The 17,942-nt window shown below is 71.8% G+C and carries 15 protein-coding genes; 6 read left to right on the forward strand and 9 right to left on the reverse strand.

Features of this window, described 5'->3' with window-relative positions; genetic code table 11:
- Positions 1-243 precede the first annotated feature (243 nt).
- The 5 genes from hpf to mtrA form a co-directional block, all read right to left on the reverse strand.
- The gene (gene hpf / locus ACQP1N_RS28725; RefSeq protein ID WP_433227636.1) at positions 244-921 is read right to left on the reverse strand and encodes a ribosome hibernation-promoting factor, HPF/YfiA family; all 678 of its coding nucleotides are present in this window, start codon (positions 919-921) and stop codon (positions 244-246) included.
- A gap of 723 nt (positions 922-1,644) precedes the next feature.
- Positions 1,645-2,334 carry a ComF family protein gene (locus ACQP1N_RS28730; protein ID WP_131732386.1) on the reverse strand — a complete coding sequence of 230 codons (690 nt, stop codon included), beginning with the start codon at positions 2,332-2,334 and terminating at the stop codon, positions 1,645-1,647.
- Between the two features lie 74 nt (positions 2,335-2,408).
- A complete protein-coding gene (locus tag ACQP1N_RS28735) occupies positions 2,409-4,205 on the reverse strand; it encodes an LpqB family beta-propeller domain-containing protein (RefSeq protein ID WP_433227637.1) in 1,797 nt (598 codons plus the stop codon).
- Complete coding sequence (mtrB, locus tag ACQP1N_RS28740) at positions 4,202-5,827, reverse strand: MtrAB system histidine kinase MtrB (protein WP_067803650.1); 1,626 nt, start codon at positions 5,825-5,827, stop codon at positions 4,202-4,204. Before mtrB ends, ACQP1N_RS28735 begins: the two co-directional genes overlap by 4 nt.
- Before the next feature lie 109 nt (positions 5,828-5,936).
- A complete protein-coding gene (mtrA, locus tag ACQP1N_RS28745) occupies positions 5,937-6,614 on the reverse strand; it encodes an MtrAB system response regulator MtrA (protein ID WP_021598338.1) in 678 nt (225 codons plus the stop codon).
- A 337-nt stretch (positions 6,615-6,951) separates the two neighbouring features.
- On the opposite strand from mtrA, the gene ACQP1N_RS28750 reads away from it, so the two are divergent.
- The 5 genes from ACQP1N_RS28750 to ACQP1N_RS28770 are packed head-to-tail and all read left to right on the forward strand — an operon-like array spanning position 6,952 to position 12,209.
- A complete protein-coding gene (locus tag ACQP1N_RS28750) occupies positions 6,952-8,022 on the forward strand; it encodes a hypothetical protein (protein WP_067803647.1) in 1,071 nt (356 codons plus the stop codon).
- Positions 8,019-8,696: a DUF4129 domain-containing protein gene (locus ACQP1N_RS28755; RefSeq protein ID WP_067803644.1), complete on the forward strand. Its 678-nt coding sequence runs from the start codon at positions 8,019-8,021 to the stop codon at positions 8,694-8,696. Before ACQP1N_RS28750 ends, ACQP1N_RS28755 begins: the two co-directional genes overlap by 4 nt.
- Positions 8,690-9,892, forward strand: a complete 1,203-nt coding sequence (locus ACQP1N_RS28760; protein WP_067803641.1) for a DUF4350 domain-containing protein — start codon at positions 8,690-8,692, stop codon at positions 9,890-9,892. Before ACQP1N_RS28755 ends, ACQP1N_RS28760 begins: the two co-directional genes overlap by 7 nt.
- 56 nt (positions 9,893-9,948) lie before the next feature.
- The gene (locus ACQP1N_RS28765) at positions 9,949-10,917 is read left to right on the forward strand and encodes an AAA family ATPase (RefSeq protein ID WP_242608621.1); all 969 of its coding nucleotides are present in this window, start codon (positions 9,949-9,951) and stop codon (positions 10,915-10,917) included.
- The gene (locus ACQP1N_RS28770) at positions 10,917-12,209 is read left to right on the forward strand and encodes a DUF58 domain-containing protein (RefSeq protein WP_067803636.1); all 1,293 of its coding nucleotides are present in this window, start codon (positions 10,917-10,919) and stop codon (positions 12,207-12,209) included. Before ACQP1N_RS28765 ends, ACQP1N_RS28770 begins: the two co-directional genes overlap by 1 nt.
- Before the next feature lie 8 nt (positions 12,210-12,217).
- Here ACQP1N_RS28770 and ACQP1N_RS28775 read toward each other — a convergent pair whose 3' ends face one another.
- On the reverse strand, positions 12,218-13,213 hold the full coding sequence (locus ACQP1N_RS28775; RefSeq protein WP_067803632.1) for a stage II sporulation protein M: 996 nt from the start codon (positions 13,211-13,213) through the stop codon (positions 12,218-12,220).
- A gap of 71 nt (positions 13,214-13,284) precedes the next feature.
- Here ACQP1N_RS28775 and ACQP1N_RS28780 point away from each other — a divergent pair, with 71 nt between their 5' ends.
- Positions 13,285-14,304, forward strand: coding sequence for an RDD family protein (locus ACQP1N_RS28780; RefSeq protein ID WP_433227638.1), 1,020 nt, complete (start codon positions 13,285-13,287; stop codon positions 14,302-14,304).
- A 19-nt stretch (positions 14,305-14,323) separates the two neighbouring features.
- On the opposite strand, the gene ACQP1N_RS28785 is transcribed toward ACQP1N_RS28780, so the two are convergent.
- From ACQP1N_RS28785 to ahcY (ACQP1N_RS28795), 3 genes are all read right to left on the reverse strand, one after another.
- Positions 14,324-14,902, reverse strand: coding sequence for a hypothetical protein (locus ACQP1N_RS28785; protein WP_433227639.1), 579 nt, complete (start codon positions 14,900-14,902; stop codon positions 14,324-14,326).
- Positions 14,902-16,158, reverse strand: a complete 1,257-nt coding sequence (ahcY, locus tag ACQP1N_RS28790) for an adenosylhomocysteinase (protein ID WP_067803624.1) — start codon at positions 16,156-16,158, stop codon at positions 14,902-14,904. Before ahcY (ACQP1N_RS28790) ends, ACQP1N_RS28785 begins: the two co-directional genes overlap by 1 nt.
- A gap of 306 nt (positions 16,159-16,464) precedes the next feature.
- Positions 16,465-17,895 carry an adenosylhomocysteinase gene (gene ahcY, locus ACQP1N_RS28795; RefSeq protein WP_433227640.1) on the reverse strand — a complete coding sequence of 477 codons (1,431 nt, stop codon included), beginning with the start codon at positions 17,893-17,895 and terminating at the stop codon, positions 16,465-16,467.
- Positions 17,896-17,942: the final 47 nt, after the last annotated feature.

Below are 17,942 nucleotides of genomic sequence, written 5' to 3' on the forward strand. Positions count from 1 at the left end.
CCGGAGGGTTGTCGTCCAACGGTTCGTCCTCGGGAACTTACGGGGTCCGGGGACGAACCCGGAGGATTTCGGACCGGGGTGTCTCCGGTTCAACCGCCGCGCGCCCCGGGAAGGTTCCCGGGACGCGCCGCGTCCGCGGATCGGCTGATACGCCTTTTCAGATCATGACATGGTTCGGACGATGACGTGACGCTCCCATCGCATCACCGGCCCTCCTCCAGAGACCCGAACCGGTTGGACGGCTCACTCCTCGACAAGCCTGATGACTCCGTAGTCCCAGCCTCTTCTCCGGTATACGACCGAGGGGTGCCCAGTGGCCTTGTCCCGATACAGGAAGAAGTCGTGACCGACGAGTTCCATCTCGAAAAGGGCCTGCTCGATGCCCATGGGCTCGGCCTTGTGGAATTTCTCGCGGACGACGAGGGGTCCGTCGCCGTCCATGGGGATCGGTACGAGGCTCTCGTCCGGGGAGATGACCGTCGCGACCTCGTCCTCGGCGGGCTCCGGGGCGGTCTTCACGGGTTCGGGGGCGGGTTCGGGGAGTGCCTCGGGGAGCGTTTCCATCGTCGCGAGCTTGGGACGGCCCTTGCCCTGGTTCTTGCCGTGGTTCTTCAGACCGTGGCCCTTGCGCCGTTCGGCGTCGCGGCGCAGCCGTGACTCCAGCTTGTCCAGGGCCATGTCGAGGGCGCCGTAGCGGTCGTCGGCGGCGGCCTCGGCCCGGATCACCGGGCCCCGGGAGCGGATCGTCAGCTCCACCCGCTCGCGCTGGTCGGCCAGCCGGGGGTTACGTTCCTCGGACACCTCCACATCCACGCGGATGACCTTCTGGTTGAGCCGTTCGATCCTGGCCAGTTTGCTGTCGACGTGCCGGCGGAATCTGTCGTTGACCTCGGTGTGCCGACCCCTCACGGTGATGTTCATGTGGGCCCCCCTTCTCCCGGTTGTGCTCATCGCCCGACCCGGGACCCCTACCGGTCCCGGACGGGCACCACAGGACGGTGGGTCGCACCCGCCCGGCCGACCTGGTCTTCGTCCCCACATCCGCCTGCTGAGGGGCTCGCGGCGCTCTCGCCACTACTGCCCTTCTCTCGGTTCGGGGGATGTCGGATCCCCCGATGAGGCAGGACTTACCTCTAAGGCGCACCGTGATCGGTCGACGAGAAGTCGCCTTACGTGGGCCGTTTCGCCTGCGCCTGGCATCGGCTAGCCGGATCGTCTGCCGTGCTCCTGACGAGCACTGCGATCCGACGCAACCACGGACCCGGGCGGGTGCCATGTCAGGAACGCTAACCCCTTACGCCACGAATGTCAGGAGGGTGGGCTGAGGAAAACCTCACGGACCGTCATCGGCGACTGCCGCAGCGGGGCCCCCGGCCGCCCCCGAGCGCCCCGCCACGCCCCGCGAACCGCGACGTCACCGGCGATCCCGCCGCCAGTGCCCGCGCTGGTCAGATGGGACTGGCCCTCCGGTGAGTTTTGGATAATCTCTACCTCCTCCATGACGCGTTGTGACTCGAATGCCCCCGGACGCCCTCGGGTTCCGGCTCGCCGGAGATCAATTGACTACACGCCGTAGCCAATCATCGGCTCGGCGAAGAAAAGTGAAGAAAGTCACCGTTGCCCGACTTCGCTGCGGGGCCGGACTCACCGGGGGCGGCGGCGGGGCGTCGCCGCGACGGTCGCCGTGCCGGTGACCTCGGCGCCCGCGGTGCGCAGCGCCCGCACCGCCTCGGCCAGCGACGCCCCCGTCGTGACCACGTCGTCCACCAGCACGACCCGGAGGCCGGCGACCCCGGCCCGCGCCTCGACGGCGCCCCGCAGGTTGGCGGCGCGCTGCACCGCCGTGAGGCCGGCCTGATCGGCCACCCGGCCGCGCTGCCGCAGCGCGTCCACCGCGCTCACCGCGACGCCGTCCGCGCGCAACCGCCGGACCGCCGCCGCCACCACGCCGCGCAGCGGATCATGCCCGCGCCGCCGTACGGCCCGCCGCCCCGACGGCACCCACACGATCACCGCACCGCCGGACGACGCACCGGCGGGCGGGTCGGGGACGGCCGCGAGGGCGGCACGGATCGCCGTTGCCATGGCCTCGCCCAGGGGAACGGCGAGCGCCGTCCGGCCACGTTCCTTGTAGGCGGCCAGGATCACGCGGAGGGCGCCCTCGTAGGCGGCGACCGTCCACGGGGGCGGGAGACCGGACGGCGCGGGCCTGGCGGGCCGTGCAGCCGCGCGCAGCGGCCTCGCGCAGGTGTCGCACAGCAGGACCGGCTCCCGCCCGCACCCGGCGCACCGCTGAGGCAGAAGCAGCTCGATCAGGTCGTCGAAGAGTCGCACGCACCCGACGATGCCGCGCCCTCCTCCGCCCCGTCCCGCGCTCCCGCGACTGTGGACAACGGCGTCGTCCGGGGTCAGCGGGGATAGCCGGGGTCCTTGCCCGGGGTGGGGCAGATCCAGGGGCTGTAGGAGTTGCTCGGGGAGCGCTGCCGGCAGATCTGGTCCCTGCCGGACGAGCGGGTGCCGATGAGGATCGGGGCGCCCGGTGCGGCGGCGATGGTGCGGGGTTCGCCGAGGGAGCCGACGCCCAGGGACGTGATGGCGCTGCCGCTGATCGGCATCAGGAACGGCAGGGTCTGCGAGTCGCGTTTGGCGCGGCCGAGGACGGCGAGGGTGCCGTAGTCGCGCCAGGCGAGATCGACGGCGTCCTGGAGTTCGGAGCTCACCGGCAGGAAGGAGCCGACGTCCAGGGAGTCGTCCAGGCCGCGGACGATGCGGCCGAGCTGCACCTGGGGGCGGTCGTCGACACGGGCGATGACGGCGGCGCGGACGCCGTCGCGGGCGACGCGGAAGGCCAGCACCTCGCGGCCGCCGAGGCCCCAGTGGGCGGCGCGGACGGGGGCCTTGCCGGGGCGGCGCACCCACAGCCACGACGCGTCCTTCCTGCTCTCCACGACCCACAGGGTGCCGTCGTGGCTCCAGGACGGGGCCGTGAAGCGGGCGCCCTTGTGCGCGGTCAGCAGGACGTGCAGGGTGGGCGCCCCGGTGACGGGGGCGGCGAGCAGGACCTGCGAGGCGTCGGCGCTGAGGCCGGCGACCTCCTCGTAGCCGGGAGCGACGGCGGGGCGGGAGAGGCGCCCGGCGAGGCCGGTCACCACGGGCTGGGCGCGGTCGTCCTGCAGGTTGCCGAGGAAGCCTGACGGGCCCACGACGTAGGCGCTCTGGTGCACGCCGTCGTCCGGCATCTGGCCGTCGGGCGAGTTCCCGTCCCACGCGGACACGAACTGGGTGGCGTCCATGTCGTCGGGGGCGACGGTCTCCCCGTCGATGCGCAGCCGCCACTGCTTGATCTCGGAGAGCTGCCGCATCGTCCAGCTGAGCTGGGCGGACATGCGGTCGATGTCGCCGCCGCGGGCCTCCTTGCTGAGGTCGACGATCGCGACGTCCTTGTCGATCTGGACGCTGCGGCGCAGCCGGGTGCCCTTGGGGAACGCGCTGTCGACGGCGCCGGCCAGCCAGGACGTGGGGCCGGCGAGCAGGGCCTGGACGAGCTGGGTCGGCAGCGCCTCCCGGTTCGCGACCGGGAGGAAGATGCCGTTCGGGACGAGGGTGTGCCGGTCGGGTGCGAAGAAGAACAGGTTGACGGTGCGCATGGCGCGCTCGACGTCGTCCTTGGTGAGCAGGAGCCCGGACTTCTCGTCGCCGGGCAGGCCGATGATGCGCCAGACGCCCTGCGGGGTCTTGGCGAGCTGGAAGGTGGCGTCGAGTTCCCGCGGAGACGCGGTGTACTGGCCGTCGGCGGTGATCGTGCCGAGTTCCTCGCCGGTGATCCGGACCGTGGCCTGGTCCGCCGTCGCCTTGACCACGTGCGGGTCGGTGACCCGGCTCGCGAGGACGGTCACCGACGGCCGCAGGCCGGGGTTCCAGGACGTCTGGCCGCCCAGGTACATCTTGGCGACCTTGTGCCCGTCGTCGAAGCTGGCGGACGCGGCGAGGAACCCCGAGACGATCTCGGCGGGCCCCCAGCCGGGCCGCGGTTTGACCGGGATGAGCCGGACGTACGGGTCGTCGACGCGTTCGGCGCGTTCGGCGGGTCTGCCGCTGAGGACCTGCCCGCCGCTCGGCACGTTCGCGCAGCCGGCGGCGCCGAAGACGAGGGCGGCCAGCGCGAGGAGCCTCGTGAGCCGCCTGGTCCCCGCGCACGCGCTCATTCGCCGGCCTCCAGTTCCGCGAACAGGGGGCGCGCGTCACCGGCGCCGGGCGGGACGAGCGGCAGCGGGGAGCCCCGGAGTTCGGCGCCGGCGACGCGGGGCAGCGACAGGCGGAACTGGGAGCCCGCGCCGGGCTCGCCCCAAGCCTGCAGCCAGCCGCCGTGGAGCTGCGCGTCCTCACGGGAGATCGACAGGCCGAGCCCGGTGCCGCCGGTGGTGCGGGCACGGGCGGGGTCGGCGCGCCAGAAGCGGTCGAAGACCATCTGCCCCTCCCCGGGTTTGAGGCCGACGCCGTGGTCGCGGACGGCGACGGCGACGGCGTCGCGGTCGGCGGCGACGGAGATGATGATGTCCTCGCCCTCGCCGTGCTCGACGGCGTTGACGAGGAGGTTGCGCAGGATGCGTTCGACCCGGCGGCGGTCGACCTCGGCCATGCACGGTTCGCCGGGCAGCTGCAGGACGACCTTGCTGCCCTTGCGTTCGGAGAGGCCCTGGATGTCTCCGACGACGCGCAGGACGAGGTCGCGCATGTCGAGAGACTCCGCGTCCAGGGTGGCCGCGCCGGCGTCGTGCCGGCTGATCTCCAGGAGGTCGGCGAGCAGGGACTCGAACCGCTCCAGCTGGCTCTGCAGCAGCTCGGCGGAGCGCCCGACGGCGGGGTCGTCGAAGGTGTCGCGGTACTCGTAGAGCATGTCCGCGGCGATCCTGATGGTGGTCAGGGGCGTGCGCAGCTCGTGCGAGACGTCGGAGACGAACTGGCGCTGGACCTGGGACAGGTCCTCCAGTTCGCCGATCTTCTCCTGGAGGTTCGCGGCCATGTCGTTGAAGGAGCGGGCGAGGCGCGCCAGGTCGTCCTCGCCGCGGACCCTCATACGTTCTTCCAGGCGCCCGGCGGCGAGTCTCTGCGCGCCCTGCGCGGCGAGCCGCACCGGTATGACGACCTGCCGGGTCACCAGCGAGGCGATCGCCGCCAAGAGCAGCACCAGGACGATGCCCACTCCGGCTAGGGAGCGGCTCACGTTGGTGAGGGTCTGCTGTTCCTGTGTCAGCGGGAACAGGTAGTACAGCTCGAACTGGCCGGTCCTGCCGCCGACGATGAGGCCGCGTTCGTCCGGCCTGCCTCCGATGTAGGAGAGCTTGCCGTAGGTGTAGGCACGGGAACCGGCAGGGGCGTTCTTCAGTTCCTGCCGGAGCCGCTTGGGGACGCTCTCCTGCCGCAGCTCATTGGTCGTGTATCCGTCGAAGTACTGCTCGGTGGTGTCGCGGATGTAGACCTCGTACAGCCCGGACGGGCCGCTGCGCGACTTCAAGCGGTCGATGGTCGAGTTGAGCCTGCTGCCGTCCCCGGTGGAATTGCCCAGATCGCGCTGGACCTGCGCCAGGCCGTCGTCCAGTTGGAGACGGGCCGCCTTGACCTTGCCGTCCATGAGCGCGGACGACACCTGCTGCATCAGGAACGCGCCCAGGATCGCCACCACGATCGCCGAAATGAACAGCGTGGACGTGACGACACGGAGCTGGATCGACCGGCGCCAGCGCAGGTAGACGGCGCCCACGGCCCCCCGCAGGACGCGCCGTACCGCGCCCAGGCCACGCCGGGCGAACCGCTTCGGTCCCCTCATGCCGGTTCTCATGAGGGGTCCGCGAGGCGGCGTACGGGTCCTGACGGGTGCTGGACGGTCATCGGCGTGTCACGGGGGTGGGGTGCTGTGACGGGGCGGGTGACGGGGGTCAGGCCGGGCCGGCCTTGTAGCCGACACCGCGCACGGTGACGACGATCTCGGGCCGCTCGGGGTCCTTCTCGATCTTGGCGCGGAGCCGCTGGACGTGCACGTTGACCAGGCGGGTGTCGGCGGCGTGCCGGTAACCCCACACCTGTTCGAGCAGCACCTCGCGGGTGAACACCTGGCGGGGCTTGCGGGCGAGCGCGACGAGCAGGTCGAACTCCAGCGGTGTCAGCGGGATGTGCCGGTCGCCGCGCTTCACCGAGTGGCCGGCGACGTCGATGGTGATGTCGCCGATCTGGAGGGTCTCGGGCGCGGGCTCGTCGGTGCGGCGCAGCCGGGCCCGGACCCGCGCCACCAGTTCCTTGGGCTTGAACGGCTTGACGATGTAGTCGTCGGCGCCCGACTCCAGGCCGAGGACGACGTCCACGGTGTCGCTCTTGGCCGTCAGCATGACGATCGGCACGCCGGACTCGGCGCGGATCTGGCGGCACACGTCGATGCCGTCGGCCCCGGGCAGCATCAGGTCGAGCAGTACGAGGTCGGGCCGGGTCTCCCGGAACGCCTCCAGCGCCTTGTCGCCGTCGTGGACGAACGAAGGCTCGAAGCCCTCGCCCCTCAGCACGATGCCGAGCATTTCGGCGAGCGCGAGATCGTCGTCGACGACCAGTACACGTCCTCTCATGGCCCTCATCGTCACAAAGTCAGGGTTCGGTGGAGTGGGGCGCTATGCTCCTGTGCCACCTTGCCAGGGAGAGATATACCTTGGCGTGCAAGGTTACCTGCGTTTGCGTCGTACATGGCTCCCCCGTATCGGGTGGGCGGCTCGGGATCGTCATCGGGTGGACCGCTCGAAATCGTAGAGATGACTCCCGAAACCGGCGCAAGGTTGACATCACGCCCGTGACAGGATGACCTGACCGGTGATCGTGACGGGGCCCGGAGGGGGATCGGCCGGACGCACCGCAACCCCCGCCCATGGATCGCCCAGAGATGGCAGGGAACACCGCAGGGAGCCGAGAATGCCGGGACCGGACGGCTGGGACGACGATGCCGACGCCACCGATGTGGTGCGGGACGTCCCGTTCCGTCCCATGTCCGTCTCGGAGATGCTGGACGGCGCGATCGCCGGGATCCGGCGACGGCCGCGCACCACGCTGGGCCTGTCGGTGGCCATCAGCACGGTCATCCAGGTGACGAGTTCGGTCGCCGCCTATTTCTTCGTCGGCGACATCGCCCGCGACGAGGTCACCCCCGCCGTGCTGATGGAGTCGTTCGGCGCGCAGGCCACGCTGACGGTGCTGGGGCTGGTGCTGTCGGCGTACGGGATCCTGCTGATGTCGGGACTGGTGGCGCCCATCCTGGGCCGGGAGCTGGTGGGCCTGCCGATCGCGCCGCGGCAGGCGTGGCGGGACGCCCGGCCGAGGCTCGGGCGGCTCGCCGTCACCGCCGCGGCCGTCATGGGCATCTCGCTGGGCGCGCTGGTGCTGCCGATCCTGCCGTTCTTCACGCTGATCGCCGTCGGCGCGCATCCGGCGTTCGGGGTGCTCGCCGGGCTCGTGGGCTTCCCGCTCGGGATCGGCCTGATGGTGTGGCTGTACATCCTGTTCGTCCAGGCCGTCCCATTGGTCGTGCTGGAGCGGCGGACAGTCGCGGGCGCGCTCCGCCGGGCGGTCACCCTGTCCAAGGGGCGATGGTTCAGGACGTGCGGGACGCTTCTGCTGGCGTTGCTGGTGACCGTGTTCATGGGTTTCTTCGCGCTGCGCATCCCGTTCCTGTTCGTCCAGCTGATCTTCTTCGGCGACTCGTCCGGCGACGGAGCGACGATGGGCGCGCTCGCGGTCGACACGCTCGGGCGGATCGTGAGCTGGTCGGTGGTGCTGCCGTTCGACGCGGGCGTGATCGCCCTGCTCTACATGGACCGGCGGATGCGCCGTGAGGGCTTCGACCTCGACCTGCGCACCAGAGGGCGGTCGGCGGCGGCCGTCACCGCCGGCGCGCGCGACGACGGGGAGGGGTTCGTCTCCCTGTGGCGCACCGGCCTCGAACCGGCGCGCCCGGAGACGGGAGCGGGGGCGGGAGCACAGCGATGATCCTCGATCCGATCGGCCGCGACGAGGCCCGCGAGATGGCCCGCCGCGAACTGGAGAAGCAGGTCTACCAGCGCGACAGGCCGTCCTGGCTGGAGCGCGTCTGGGACGACTTCTCCGAGTGGCTGCGGGACCTGTTCAACCAGGCCCCGGCCCCCGAGTCGCAGGGCAGCGGCGGCGGCTGGACGTCCATCGCGATCATCGTGGTGGTCGCGCTCGTCGCCGTCGGGCTGGTCGTGTGGCTGATGTGGGGGCGGCGCAACCCGCGCTCCCGCAAGGACCCGCTGCTGGCCGGCGAGCCGTCCACGGCGCTCGATCACCGGGACGCCGCGGAGCGGCACGCGGAGGCCGGGCAGTGGGCCGAGGCCATCCGGGAGCGGCTCCGCGCGATCGCGCGTGACCTGGAGGAACGGGCGGTCCTTTCGGCGCGTCCCGGGCGGACGGCCGACGAGCTGGCCGCGGAGGCGGGCGAGGCCGTGCCGGAGCTGGCCGGCGAACTGCACGCGGGCGTGCGGATCTTCGACGACGTCTGGTACGGCGACCGTCCGGGCACCGCGGAGGGATACGCGCGGATGAGGGAGCTGGACGAGCGGCTGCGGGCGGCGCGGCCGAAGCCGCTGGAGGCCGATGACCTCACCCTCGCCGGGACCGGCGAGGAAGGGGGCCCGCGATGGTGACGCAGGCCCCGCCCGGGACCGGGCGGAGCGGACCGGCGGAGCCGTCCGCGCGGCAGGTCGCGGGCCGCCGCTGGCGGTCGGCGCGCGGCGTGGTCGCGGTGATCCTCGCGATGGTCGTGGTCGCGGTGATCCTGGCGGCGCTGCGCCCGGCGACGTCGCCGGAGGCGCTCGACCCCGCGTCGGCGAAGCGGGACGGCAGCCGGGCGCTGGCGGAGATCCTGCGGCAGCACGGCACGCGGGTGACCGTGGCGCGGAACGCCGCCGACGCCGCCGCCGCGGCCGGCCCCGGAACGACCACGGTGGTGACGCGCACCGAGCGGCTCACCGAGCGCGACCTGGCGCTGCTGAGCCGCGCGCCGGGGGACCTCCTGCTCGTCCAGCCGACGTCGTACGCGCTGAACGATCTCGCGCCGCAGGTGCGCCCGAGCGGCCCGGGCTACGGGGAGACCGCCGACCCGGGCTGTGCGCTGCCGGTCGCGTCGCTCGCGGGGAGGGTCGCGTTCCACGAGTCGGAGACGTACAAGGTCACCGGCCCCGGGATCGTCTGCTACAAGACCGAGTACGGCGATGCCAGGGTCGTCCAGGTGCAGACCGGTACGCATACGGTCACGGTGCTGGGATCGGCCGCGCCGCTGACGAACCGGCGTCTCGCCGAGGAGGGCAACGCGGCCCTCGCGATGAACCTGGCCGGCACGGGCTCGTCGGTGGTGTGGCTCGTCCCGGATCTGCCGAAGTCCGGCTCGGGCGCCGGGCAGCGGTCGCTCGGTGACCTGCTGCCGTTCGGCGTCAAGCTCTTCTTCCTGGAACTTCTGGTCGCGGTCGTGCTGGTGGCGCTGTGGCGGGCGCGCCGCCTCGGCCCGGTCGTGGCGGAGGCGCTGCCCGTCGTCGTCCGGTCCGCCGAGACGGTCGAGGGCCGCGCCCGCCTGTACCGGGCCGGACGTGCCCGTGACCGCGCCTCGGACGCGCTGCGCTCCGGCGCCCGCGAACGGCTCGTCCCGCTCCTCGGCCTGCCCCGCAGCAGCGCGCAGGATCCCTCCGCCGCGCAGGAGATCGTCACCGCGGTCGCCCGCCGCACGGCCTACGACGAGACGTACGTCGGAGCGGCCCTGTACGGTCCTGAACCCTTGGACGACGCCGGGCTCATCGCCCTCACGGACGTCCTCGACGACCTGGAAAGGCAGGTACGCCAGTCTTGAACCACCCTGTAGAGCTCGGGAAGGACGACGTGTCCGGCGGCACCGGCTCCGGGACGCTGCCCGAGGATGCCCGGCGGCAGGCGGAGACGGCCCGCGCGGCGCTGACGGCGCTGCGCGGTGAGGTCGCCAAGACGGTCGTCGGTCAGGACTCCGTGGTGACCGGTCTGGTCATCGCGTTGCTGTGCCGCGGCCATGTGCTGCTGGAAGGCGTCCCCGGCACCGCCAAGACGCTGCTCATCAAGACGCTGTCGCGGGCCCTCGACCTGGATTTCAAGCGCGTCCAGTTCACCCCCGACCTGATGCCCGGTGACGTGACCGGGTCGCTGGTGTACGACAACCGGACGGCGGAGTTCGAGTTCCGCGAGGGTCCCGTCTTCACCAACCTCCTGCTGGCGGACGAGATCAACCGGACCCCGCCGAAGACGCAGGCATCCCTTCTGGAGGCCATGGAGGAGCGCCAGGTTTCGGTGGAAGGTGCCGCGCGCGCTTTGCCCAACCCGTTCGTGGTGTGCGCGACCCAGAACCCGATCGAGTACGAGGGCACCTATCCCCTGCCGGAAGCCCAGCTCGACCGGTTCCTCGTCAAGCTGACCGTGCCCGTCCCCACGCGGGACGAGGAGATCTCCATGCTTCAGCGGCACGCCGCCGGGTTCGACCCGCGTGACCTGTCCGAGGTGAAGGCGGTCGCGGGTGCGAGCGAACTGGCCGCGGGCCAGGCCGCGGTGAGGAGCGTCCACCTCGACCCCAAGGTCGCCGCCTACGTCGTGGACCTGTGCCGCACGACCCGGCAGTCCCCGTCGCTCCAGCTCGGCGTGTCACCGCGTGGTGCGACGGCCCTGCTGGCGACGTCCCGCGCGTGGGCGTGGCTGTCGGGCCGCGACTACGTCACGCCGGACGACGTGAAGGCGCTGGCCAGGCCGACGCTGCGGCACCGCGTCCAGCTGCGTCCCGAGGCGGAGCTGGAGGGCGCCACCGCCGACGGTGTGCTGGAGGGCATCCTCGCCCACGTCCCCGCCCCGCGCTGATGGCACTGACCGGACGCCTGGGGCTGCTGGCCCTGCTCGGCGCGCTCGTCCCGCTGTTCGCGCCGAACTGGTGGGCGCTGCTCGCGGTGTGGGGCGCCCTGCTGCTCGGCGTCGCCGCCGACCTGGCCCTCGCCGGGAACGTGCGGGCGCTGCGCCTCCACCGCGCGGGCGATACCACCGTGCGGCTGGGCGAGACGGCGCACGTCGCGCTGATCGTGGAGAACCTCGGGCGGCGGCGGCTCAAGGCCCGCCTGCGGGACGTGTGGCCGCCCAGCGCGGGCGCCGCGCCCCGCACCGTCAAGGTGGACGTGCCCGCCGGGGAGCGCCGCCGCGTCGAGATGACGCTGACGCCGACCCGGCGCGGCGACCGCAAGGCCGTCACCGTCGCCGTCCGGTCCGTCGGGCCGCTCGGGCTGGCCGCGCGGCAGCTGTCCCGGTCCGCGCCCTGGACGGTGCGCGCGCTGCCCGCGTTCCCGTCCCGCCGGCACCTGCCCGCCAAGCTGGCCCGGCTGCGCGAGCTGACCGGCGCGCACGTGGCGCTGATCCGCGGGCAGGGCACCGAGTTCGACTCGCTGCGCGAGTACGTGGACGGCGACGACGTCCGGTCCATCGACTGGCGGGCCACCGCGCGCCGGGGCGACGTGGTCGTCCGGACGTGGCGTCCCGAGCGGGACCGGCGCATCTACCTGGTGCTCGACACCGGCCGCACGTCCGCCGGCCGGGTCGGCGACATCCCCCGGCTGGACTGCTCGATGGACGCGGCACTGCTGCTCGGCGCCCTCGCGTCCCGCGCCGGCGACCGCGTCGACATGCTCGCCTACGACCGCCGCGTCCGCGCCCGGGTGGAGGGCACGTCCCGGACGGACCTGCTGCCCGCGATGGTGCACGCCATGGCGCCGCTGGAGCCGGAGCTGCTGGAATGCGACGCCGCCGGGATGGTGTCGACGCTGATGGCGCGGGTCCGGCAGCGGTGCCTGGTCGTCCTGCTGACCGAGCTGAACACGGCCGCGATCGAGGAGGGGCTGCTGCCGCTGCTGCCGCAGCTCACCGCCCGGCACCTCGTCATGATCGCCGCCGTGTCGGACCCGCGGGTCGGCGAGATGGCGGCCGGCCGCGGCGACCTCGCGGCCGTCTACGACGCGGCCGCCGCCGAACGCGCCCGCGCCGAGCGCCGCCGCCTCACCGCGGAACTGCGCGGCCACGGCGTCGAGGTCGTGGACGCCCCGCCGGACGAGATCGCACCCGCCCTGGCCGACGCCTACCTGGCCCTCAAAGCCGCAGGGCGGTTGTGAACCGTGGGTCAGCCCGCTACCGGGGCGGTGTCGGGGCGCAGGTCGGCGTCGCCGGTTTCGCCTCGGCGGGTGGCGCGCCGGCCGAGGACGATCACGTAGCTGAGGAACGCGACCTCGGCGACCACGCCGATCGCGATGCGCAGCCAGGTGATGTGCACCCAGCCGGTCACGAAGCCCTCGATGAGCCCGGACACGAGCAGCACCGCGATGAGGCCGAGCGCGACGCTGACGGCCGCGCGTCCCTCCTCGGCGAGGGCCTGGCCGCGGCGGCGCGGGCCCGGGTCCACGATCGTCCAGCCGAGCTTCAATCCGCCCGCGCAGGCGAGGTAGACGGCGGTGAGCTCCAGCAGGCCGTGCGGCAGGATCAGCCCGAAGAACACGTCGCCCTTGCCATAGGCGAACATCAGGCCGCCGATCAGGCCGAGGTTGAGCTGGTTCATCAGCAGGACGTACACGGTCGGGATGCCGAGCATGATCCCGAAGATCAGCGCGATCGCGGACACCCACGCGTTGTTCACCCACACCTGGAACGCGAACGACGCGGCCGAATGCTCGGTGTAGTAGTTCGCGAAATCGTGCTCGACCAGTTCGCGGATCTCTTCCGGCGCCCCGATGCTCGCCTGCACCTCCGGGCTGTGCACGACCCAGATCGCCAGCGCGAGCGCCAGCAGGTTGCCGAGGACGGCGTTGCCCAGCCACCACCACTTCATCCGGTACGCCGCCGCCGGGAACGACACCGTCGCGAAGCGGGTGACGTCCCGCCAGAGCGGCGCGTGGGCGCCCGCCACCGCGGCCCTGCCGCGCGCCACGAGCGACGACAGCCGGCCCACCAGTTGCGGATCGGGCGAACTGGACCGGACGACGGACAGGTGCGTGGCCGTCCGCTGGTAGAGCTCGACGAGCTCATCCGCTTCCGCACCGGTCAGCTTGCGGCCGCGGTTGACGAGTTGCTCCAGGCGCAGCCAGTCGGCGTTGTGCGCGGCCACATAGGCGTCGACGTCCACCCGGCGAGACTAACGTGTCGGCTCACCGGACCGGCAAAATGGACACAGCTCCGGCATGGGAGGATCAGGACATGGCCGAACTCGTCACCGGCGAGGCCGTCGCACTCGACATCCGGGTCGCACGGCTGGCCAGCCGCGGCTGCGCCATGCTGCTGGATCTGATCTTCCAGATGATGATCCTCTACGTCGTCGTCTACATCACGGCGATGACGTCGCTCGTCGCGGACGAGGCGTGGACGATCGGGCTGACGCTGCTCGGCACCGTCGCCGTCCTCGTCGGCTACCCGTGCCTGTTCGAGACGCTGCTGCGCGGCCGGACGCTGGGCAAGATGGCCGTGGGGCTCCGCGTCGTCGGCGACGACGGCGGGCCGATCCGGTTCCGGCAGGCGCTCGTCCGGGCGCTCGCCGGGGTGATCGAGTTCTGGACGTTCTACGGCTCGCCCGCGCTGATCACCTCCTTCTGCAACCGGCGCGGCAAGCGGCTCGGCGACCTGTTCGCCGGGACGATCGTGATCCAGGAACGCGTCCCGGCGTCGGTGCTGTTCGGGCCGGTCGCGGTGATGCCGCCGCAGCTCGCCTGGTGGGCGCGGACGCTTGAGCTGTCGATGCTGCCGGACGAGCTGGCGATGACGGCCCGGCAGTACCTGTCGCGGTTCTGGGAGCTGCTGCCCGAGGTGCGCGACTCGCTGGGGCAGCGGATCGCCTCGCAGGTCGTCGCCGTGATCAGCCCTCCGCCGCCGCCGGGGGTGCGGCCGGAGATCCTGCTGTCGGCGGTGCTCGCCGAGCGCCGGCACCGCGAGGAGGCGCGGCTCGCCGAGCGCCGCGCCCGCCGGATGCGGCGCCTCGGACTGCCCGCCTGGGGCCCCGCCCCGGCACCGGTTCCGGCGATGGCGATGGCCGGGCCGCCGGTGGCCGGGCCCGTCCGCCAGGGGCCGCCGGCACCGCCGCCGTTCAGCGGCCCCGCACCGGGGCAGCCGCAGTTCCTGCCGCCCGCCGACTATGGCGCGGGGCCTTACCAGGGGGTCCTGAACGCGCCCCGTCCGCCGGCCGGCCCCCATCCGCAGCAGGCCCCCTATCCGCCGGGTCGCTGAGAGGTCTCAGCCCGCAGGTTCATTGCAGGACGTTGGGGGGCGTCTCCAGGTCGGTCAGCTCGATGCCGGGCGCGGCCAAGAGAACGTCACCGGCCAGATGGATCACGCTCACCTCACCCGTGGACAGATCCGTGACCTCGTACTCGTGGACGGGCAGGGGCGCCGTCTCCGTCTCGTAGATGGACGTTCCGGTATGGCGCCAACGCCACATGGACGTCAGGGCGGAAAGGGACACGCCGGTCAGATGCACCAGGCGGACGTCGGCCTGCCCGCCCTCGGCCAGATCGAGCGAACGGGCGATGCTGATCGGGAACGCCGGTGAGTCGCCCAGGAACCCGGCCGCGCGCTCACCGTGCTCGGTGCCCGTCTCCCCCGCCGCCCGCACCCAGGTGACCTCGGGTCCCGTCAGCCCTCCCCGGATCCACCACTGCGGCGTCACCACCTCGACACGGATCTGCCGCCACCGCGCGTCCACGACCAGGTCGACGCGCACGCCGTCGGAGCGCCGGCTCACGTACCGCCATCCGCCGGGCCCCGGCGCGCACTGGAAACGCTCCTCAAGCCCCTCGCCGAGATGCAGGTACGTCCCGGCGGGCATCAGGAGCCGATGCGCCAGGAGTGCAGGTAGTCCTCCTGGTCCGGGGTCAGCAGGTCGATGGAGATGGACATCGACGCCAGCTTGAGGCGGGCCACCTCCGTGTCGATCTCCTTCGGCACGTCGTGGACGGCCGGCGGCAGCACCGAATGCGACGTCGCGAGCCACGCGCACGTGAGCGCCTGGTCGGCGAACGACATGTCCATCACGGCGGCCGGATGCCCCTCCGCGGCGGCCAGATTCACCAGGCGGCCCTCCGCGAGCAGGATGAGACGCCGGCCATCGGCGAGCACGTACTCGTCCGCCTGCGGGCGGATCCCGTGATGCACCTCGACCGCCATGTCGTGGAGCGCCCGCACATCGATCTCGACATCGAAGTGCCCGGAATTGGCGAGGATGGCCCCGTCCTTCATCACCGCGAGATGGTCTCCGTTCACGACATCACGGTTCCCCGTGACCGTGATGAAGACATCGCCCTCCACGGCGGCCTCGGCCATGGGCCGGACGGCGAACCCCTGCAACGCCGCGTCCAGCGCCTTGACGGGGTCGATCTCAGTGACGACCACCCGCGAGCCCAGGCCGCGCGCCCTCTCGGCAAGGCCGCGCCCGCAGTACCCGAAGCCCGCGATGACCACCGTCTTGCCGGCCAGCAGCGTGTTCGTCGCGCGCACGATCCCGTCCAGCGTGGACTGGCCGGTCCCGTACCGGTTGTCGAACATGTGCTTGGTGTCGGTGTCGTTGACCGCGACCATGGGGAACCTCAGCGCGCCCTCACGCGCCATCTGGTGCAGCCGGATGACACCGGTCGTCGTCTGCTCACATCCCGCTTTGACCGTGCCGAGCAGATCCGTGCGGTCGGTGTGGAGCGTGTTGACGAGATCGCATCCGTCGTCCAGCACGAGGTCGGGCCCGGTTTCCAGCGCCTGGTGGATGTGGGCGTAATACCCCTCGCGGTCGGTACCCGCCCGCGCGAAGACCTCGGCCCCGTACTCATGGACGAGCGCCGCGGCGGTGTCGTCCTGCGTGGACAGCGGGTTGGACGCCGCCAGCGCGACACTGGCCCCGCCGGCCTGAAGCGTGCGGATGAGCCCGGCGGTCTCGGTCGTGACGTGCATGCACGCCGCGATCTTCAGCCCCTCCAGCGGCCGTTCCTCGGCGAACCGCTCCCGGATCTGCCGCAGTACGGGCATGCTCCGCTCGGCCCACCCGATCCGCTTGACCCCCTCATAGGCCAGCGAACCATCCGCGATGTCGCTCATGAGCTCCCCACATATGCGGCTGCCGGACGGGGACCGACCCCCGCCCGGCAGCACCACGATCCCAACTACCTCAGCCTTCGGACCCCAGCCACACAACGACCGAAAGGCACGCTGTCTTTAACCCCGGCCCCGCAACAACCCGCCGCGTTGCGATCGCGTCCGAAGGCAGGTTCGAGCCTGCGAGAACCTGATCGCGCAGCGAGCCGCAAGGCGAGCCGGAGCGATGCAGCGATCGCCGCGTGGCCCGTTGAAGGAGGGCCCCCGGGGCCCGACGCCAAGGGCGACGCAATGAACACAGCAATGAACTCAATAGCGGTAGTGGTCGGGCTTGTACGGGCCTTCGACGTGGACGCCGATGTAGGCGGCCTGCTCCTTGGTGAGTTCGGTGAGCTTGACGCCGAGGGCGTCGAGGTGGAGGCGGGCGACCTTCTCGTCCAGGTGCTTCGGCAGGACGTAGACGCCGACCGGGTACTCGTCGGTCTTGGTGAACAGCTCGATCTGCGCGATGACCTGGTTCGTGAACGAGTTGGACATCACGAACGACGGGTGGCCGGTGGCGCAGCCGAGGTTCATCAGGCGGCCCTCGGCGAGGACGATGATGGAGTGGCCGTCCTGGAAGCGCCACTCGTGCACCTGCGGCTTGATCTCGATCTTCTCGATGCCGGGGGTCTTGGCGAGGCCGGCCATGTCGATCTCGTTGTCGAAGTGGCCGATGTTGGAGACGATCGCCTGGTGCTTCATCCGGCTCATGTGGCCGGCCGTGATGATGTTGAAGTTGCCGGTGGTCGTCACGAAGATGTCGGCGGTCTCGACGACGTCCTCCAGGACGGAGACCTGGAAGCCGTCCATCGCGGCCTGGAGCGCGCAGATGGGGTCGATCTCGGTGACGATGACGCGGGCGCCCTGGCCGCGCAGCGCGTCCGCGCAGCCCTTGCCGACGTCGCCGTAGCCGCAGACGACGGCGACCTTGCCGCCGATCAGCACGTCCGTCGCGCGGTTCAGGCCGTCGATGACGGAGTGGCGGCAGCCGTACTTGTTGTCGAACTTCGACTTGGTGACCGAGTCGTTGACGTTGATCGCCGGGAACGCGAGCGTCCCGGCCTTCGCCATCTCGTAGAGGCGGTGGACGCCGGTGGTGGTCTCCTCGGTGACGCCCTTGACGGCGGCGGCGGTCTCGGTCCAGCGGCCCGGCTTCTCGGCGATGGTGCGGCGCAGCGTGTCGAGGATGATGCCCCATTCCTCGGGGTCGTCCTCGGAGGCGGCCGGCACGGCGCCCGCCTTCTCGTACTCGGCGCCCTTGTGGACGAGGAGGGTGGCGTCGCCGCCGTCGTCCAGGATCATGTTCGGGCCGGTGCCATCCGGCCAGCGCAGGGCCTGGTCGGTGCACCACCAGTACTCTTCGAGGGTCTCGCCCTTCCAGGCGAACACCGGGACGCCCTTCGGGTCCTGCGGGGTGCCGTCCTTGCCGACGACGACCGCGGCGGCGGCGTGGTCCTGGGTGGAGAAGATGTTGCAGGAGACCCAGCGGACGTCGGCGCCGAGCTCGACCAGCGTCTCGATCAGCACGGCCGTCTGGATCGTCATGTGCAGCGAGCCCATGATCTTCGCGCCGCGCAGCGGCTTGGCGGCGGAGTACTCCTCGCGCACCGCCATCAGGCCAGGCATCTCGTGCTCGGCGAGCCGGATCTCCCGGCGGCCGAAGTCGGCCAGCGACAGATCGGCGACCTTGTAGTCCATGCTTTCGTTGCTCCCTTGGTGTGGTGGCGCGCTGTCCGGATGTGCGG

This window comes from Actinomadura formosensis (assembly GCF_050948385.1).
GTDB classification, from domain to species: domain Bacteria; phylum Actinomycetota; class Actinomycetes; order Streptosporangiales; family Streptosporangiaceae; genus Spirillospora; species Spirillospora formosensis.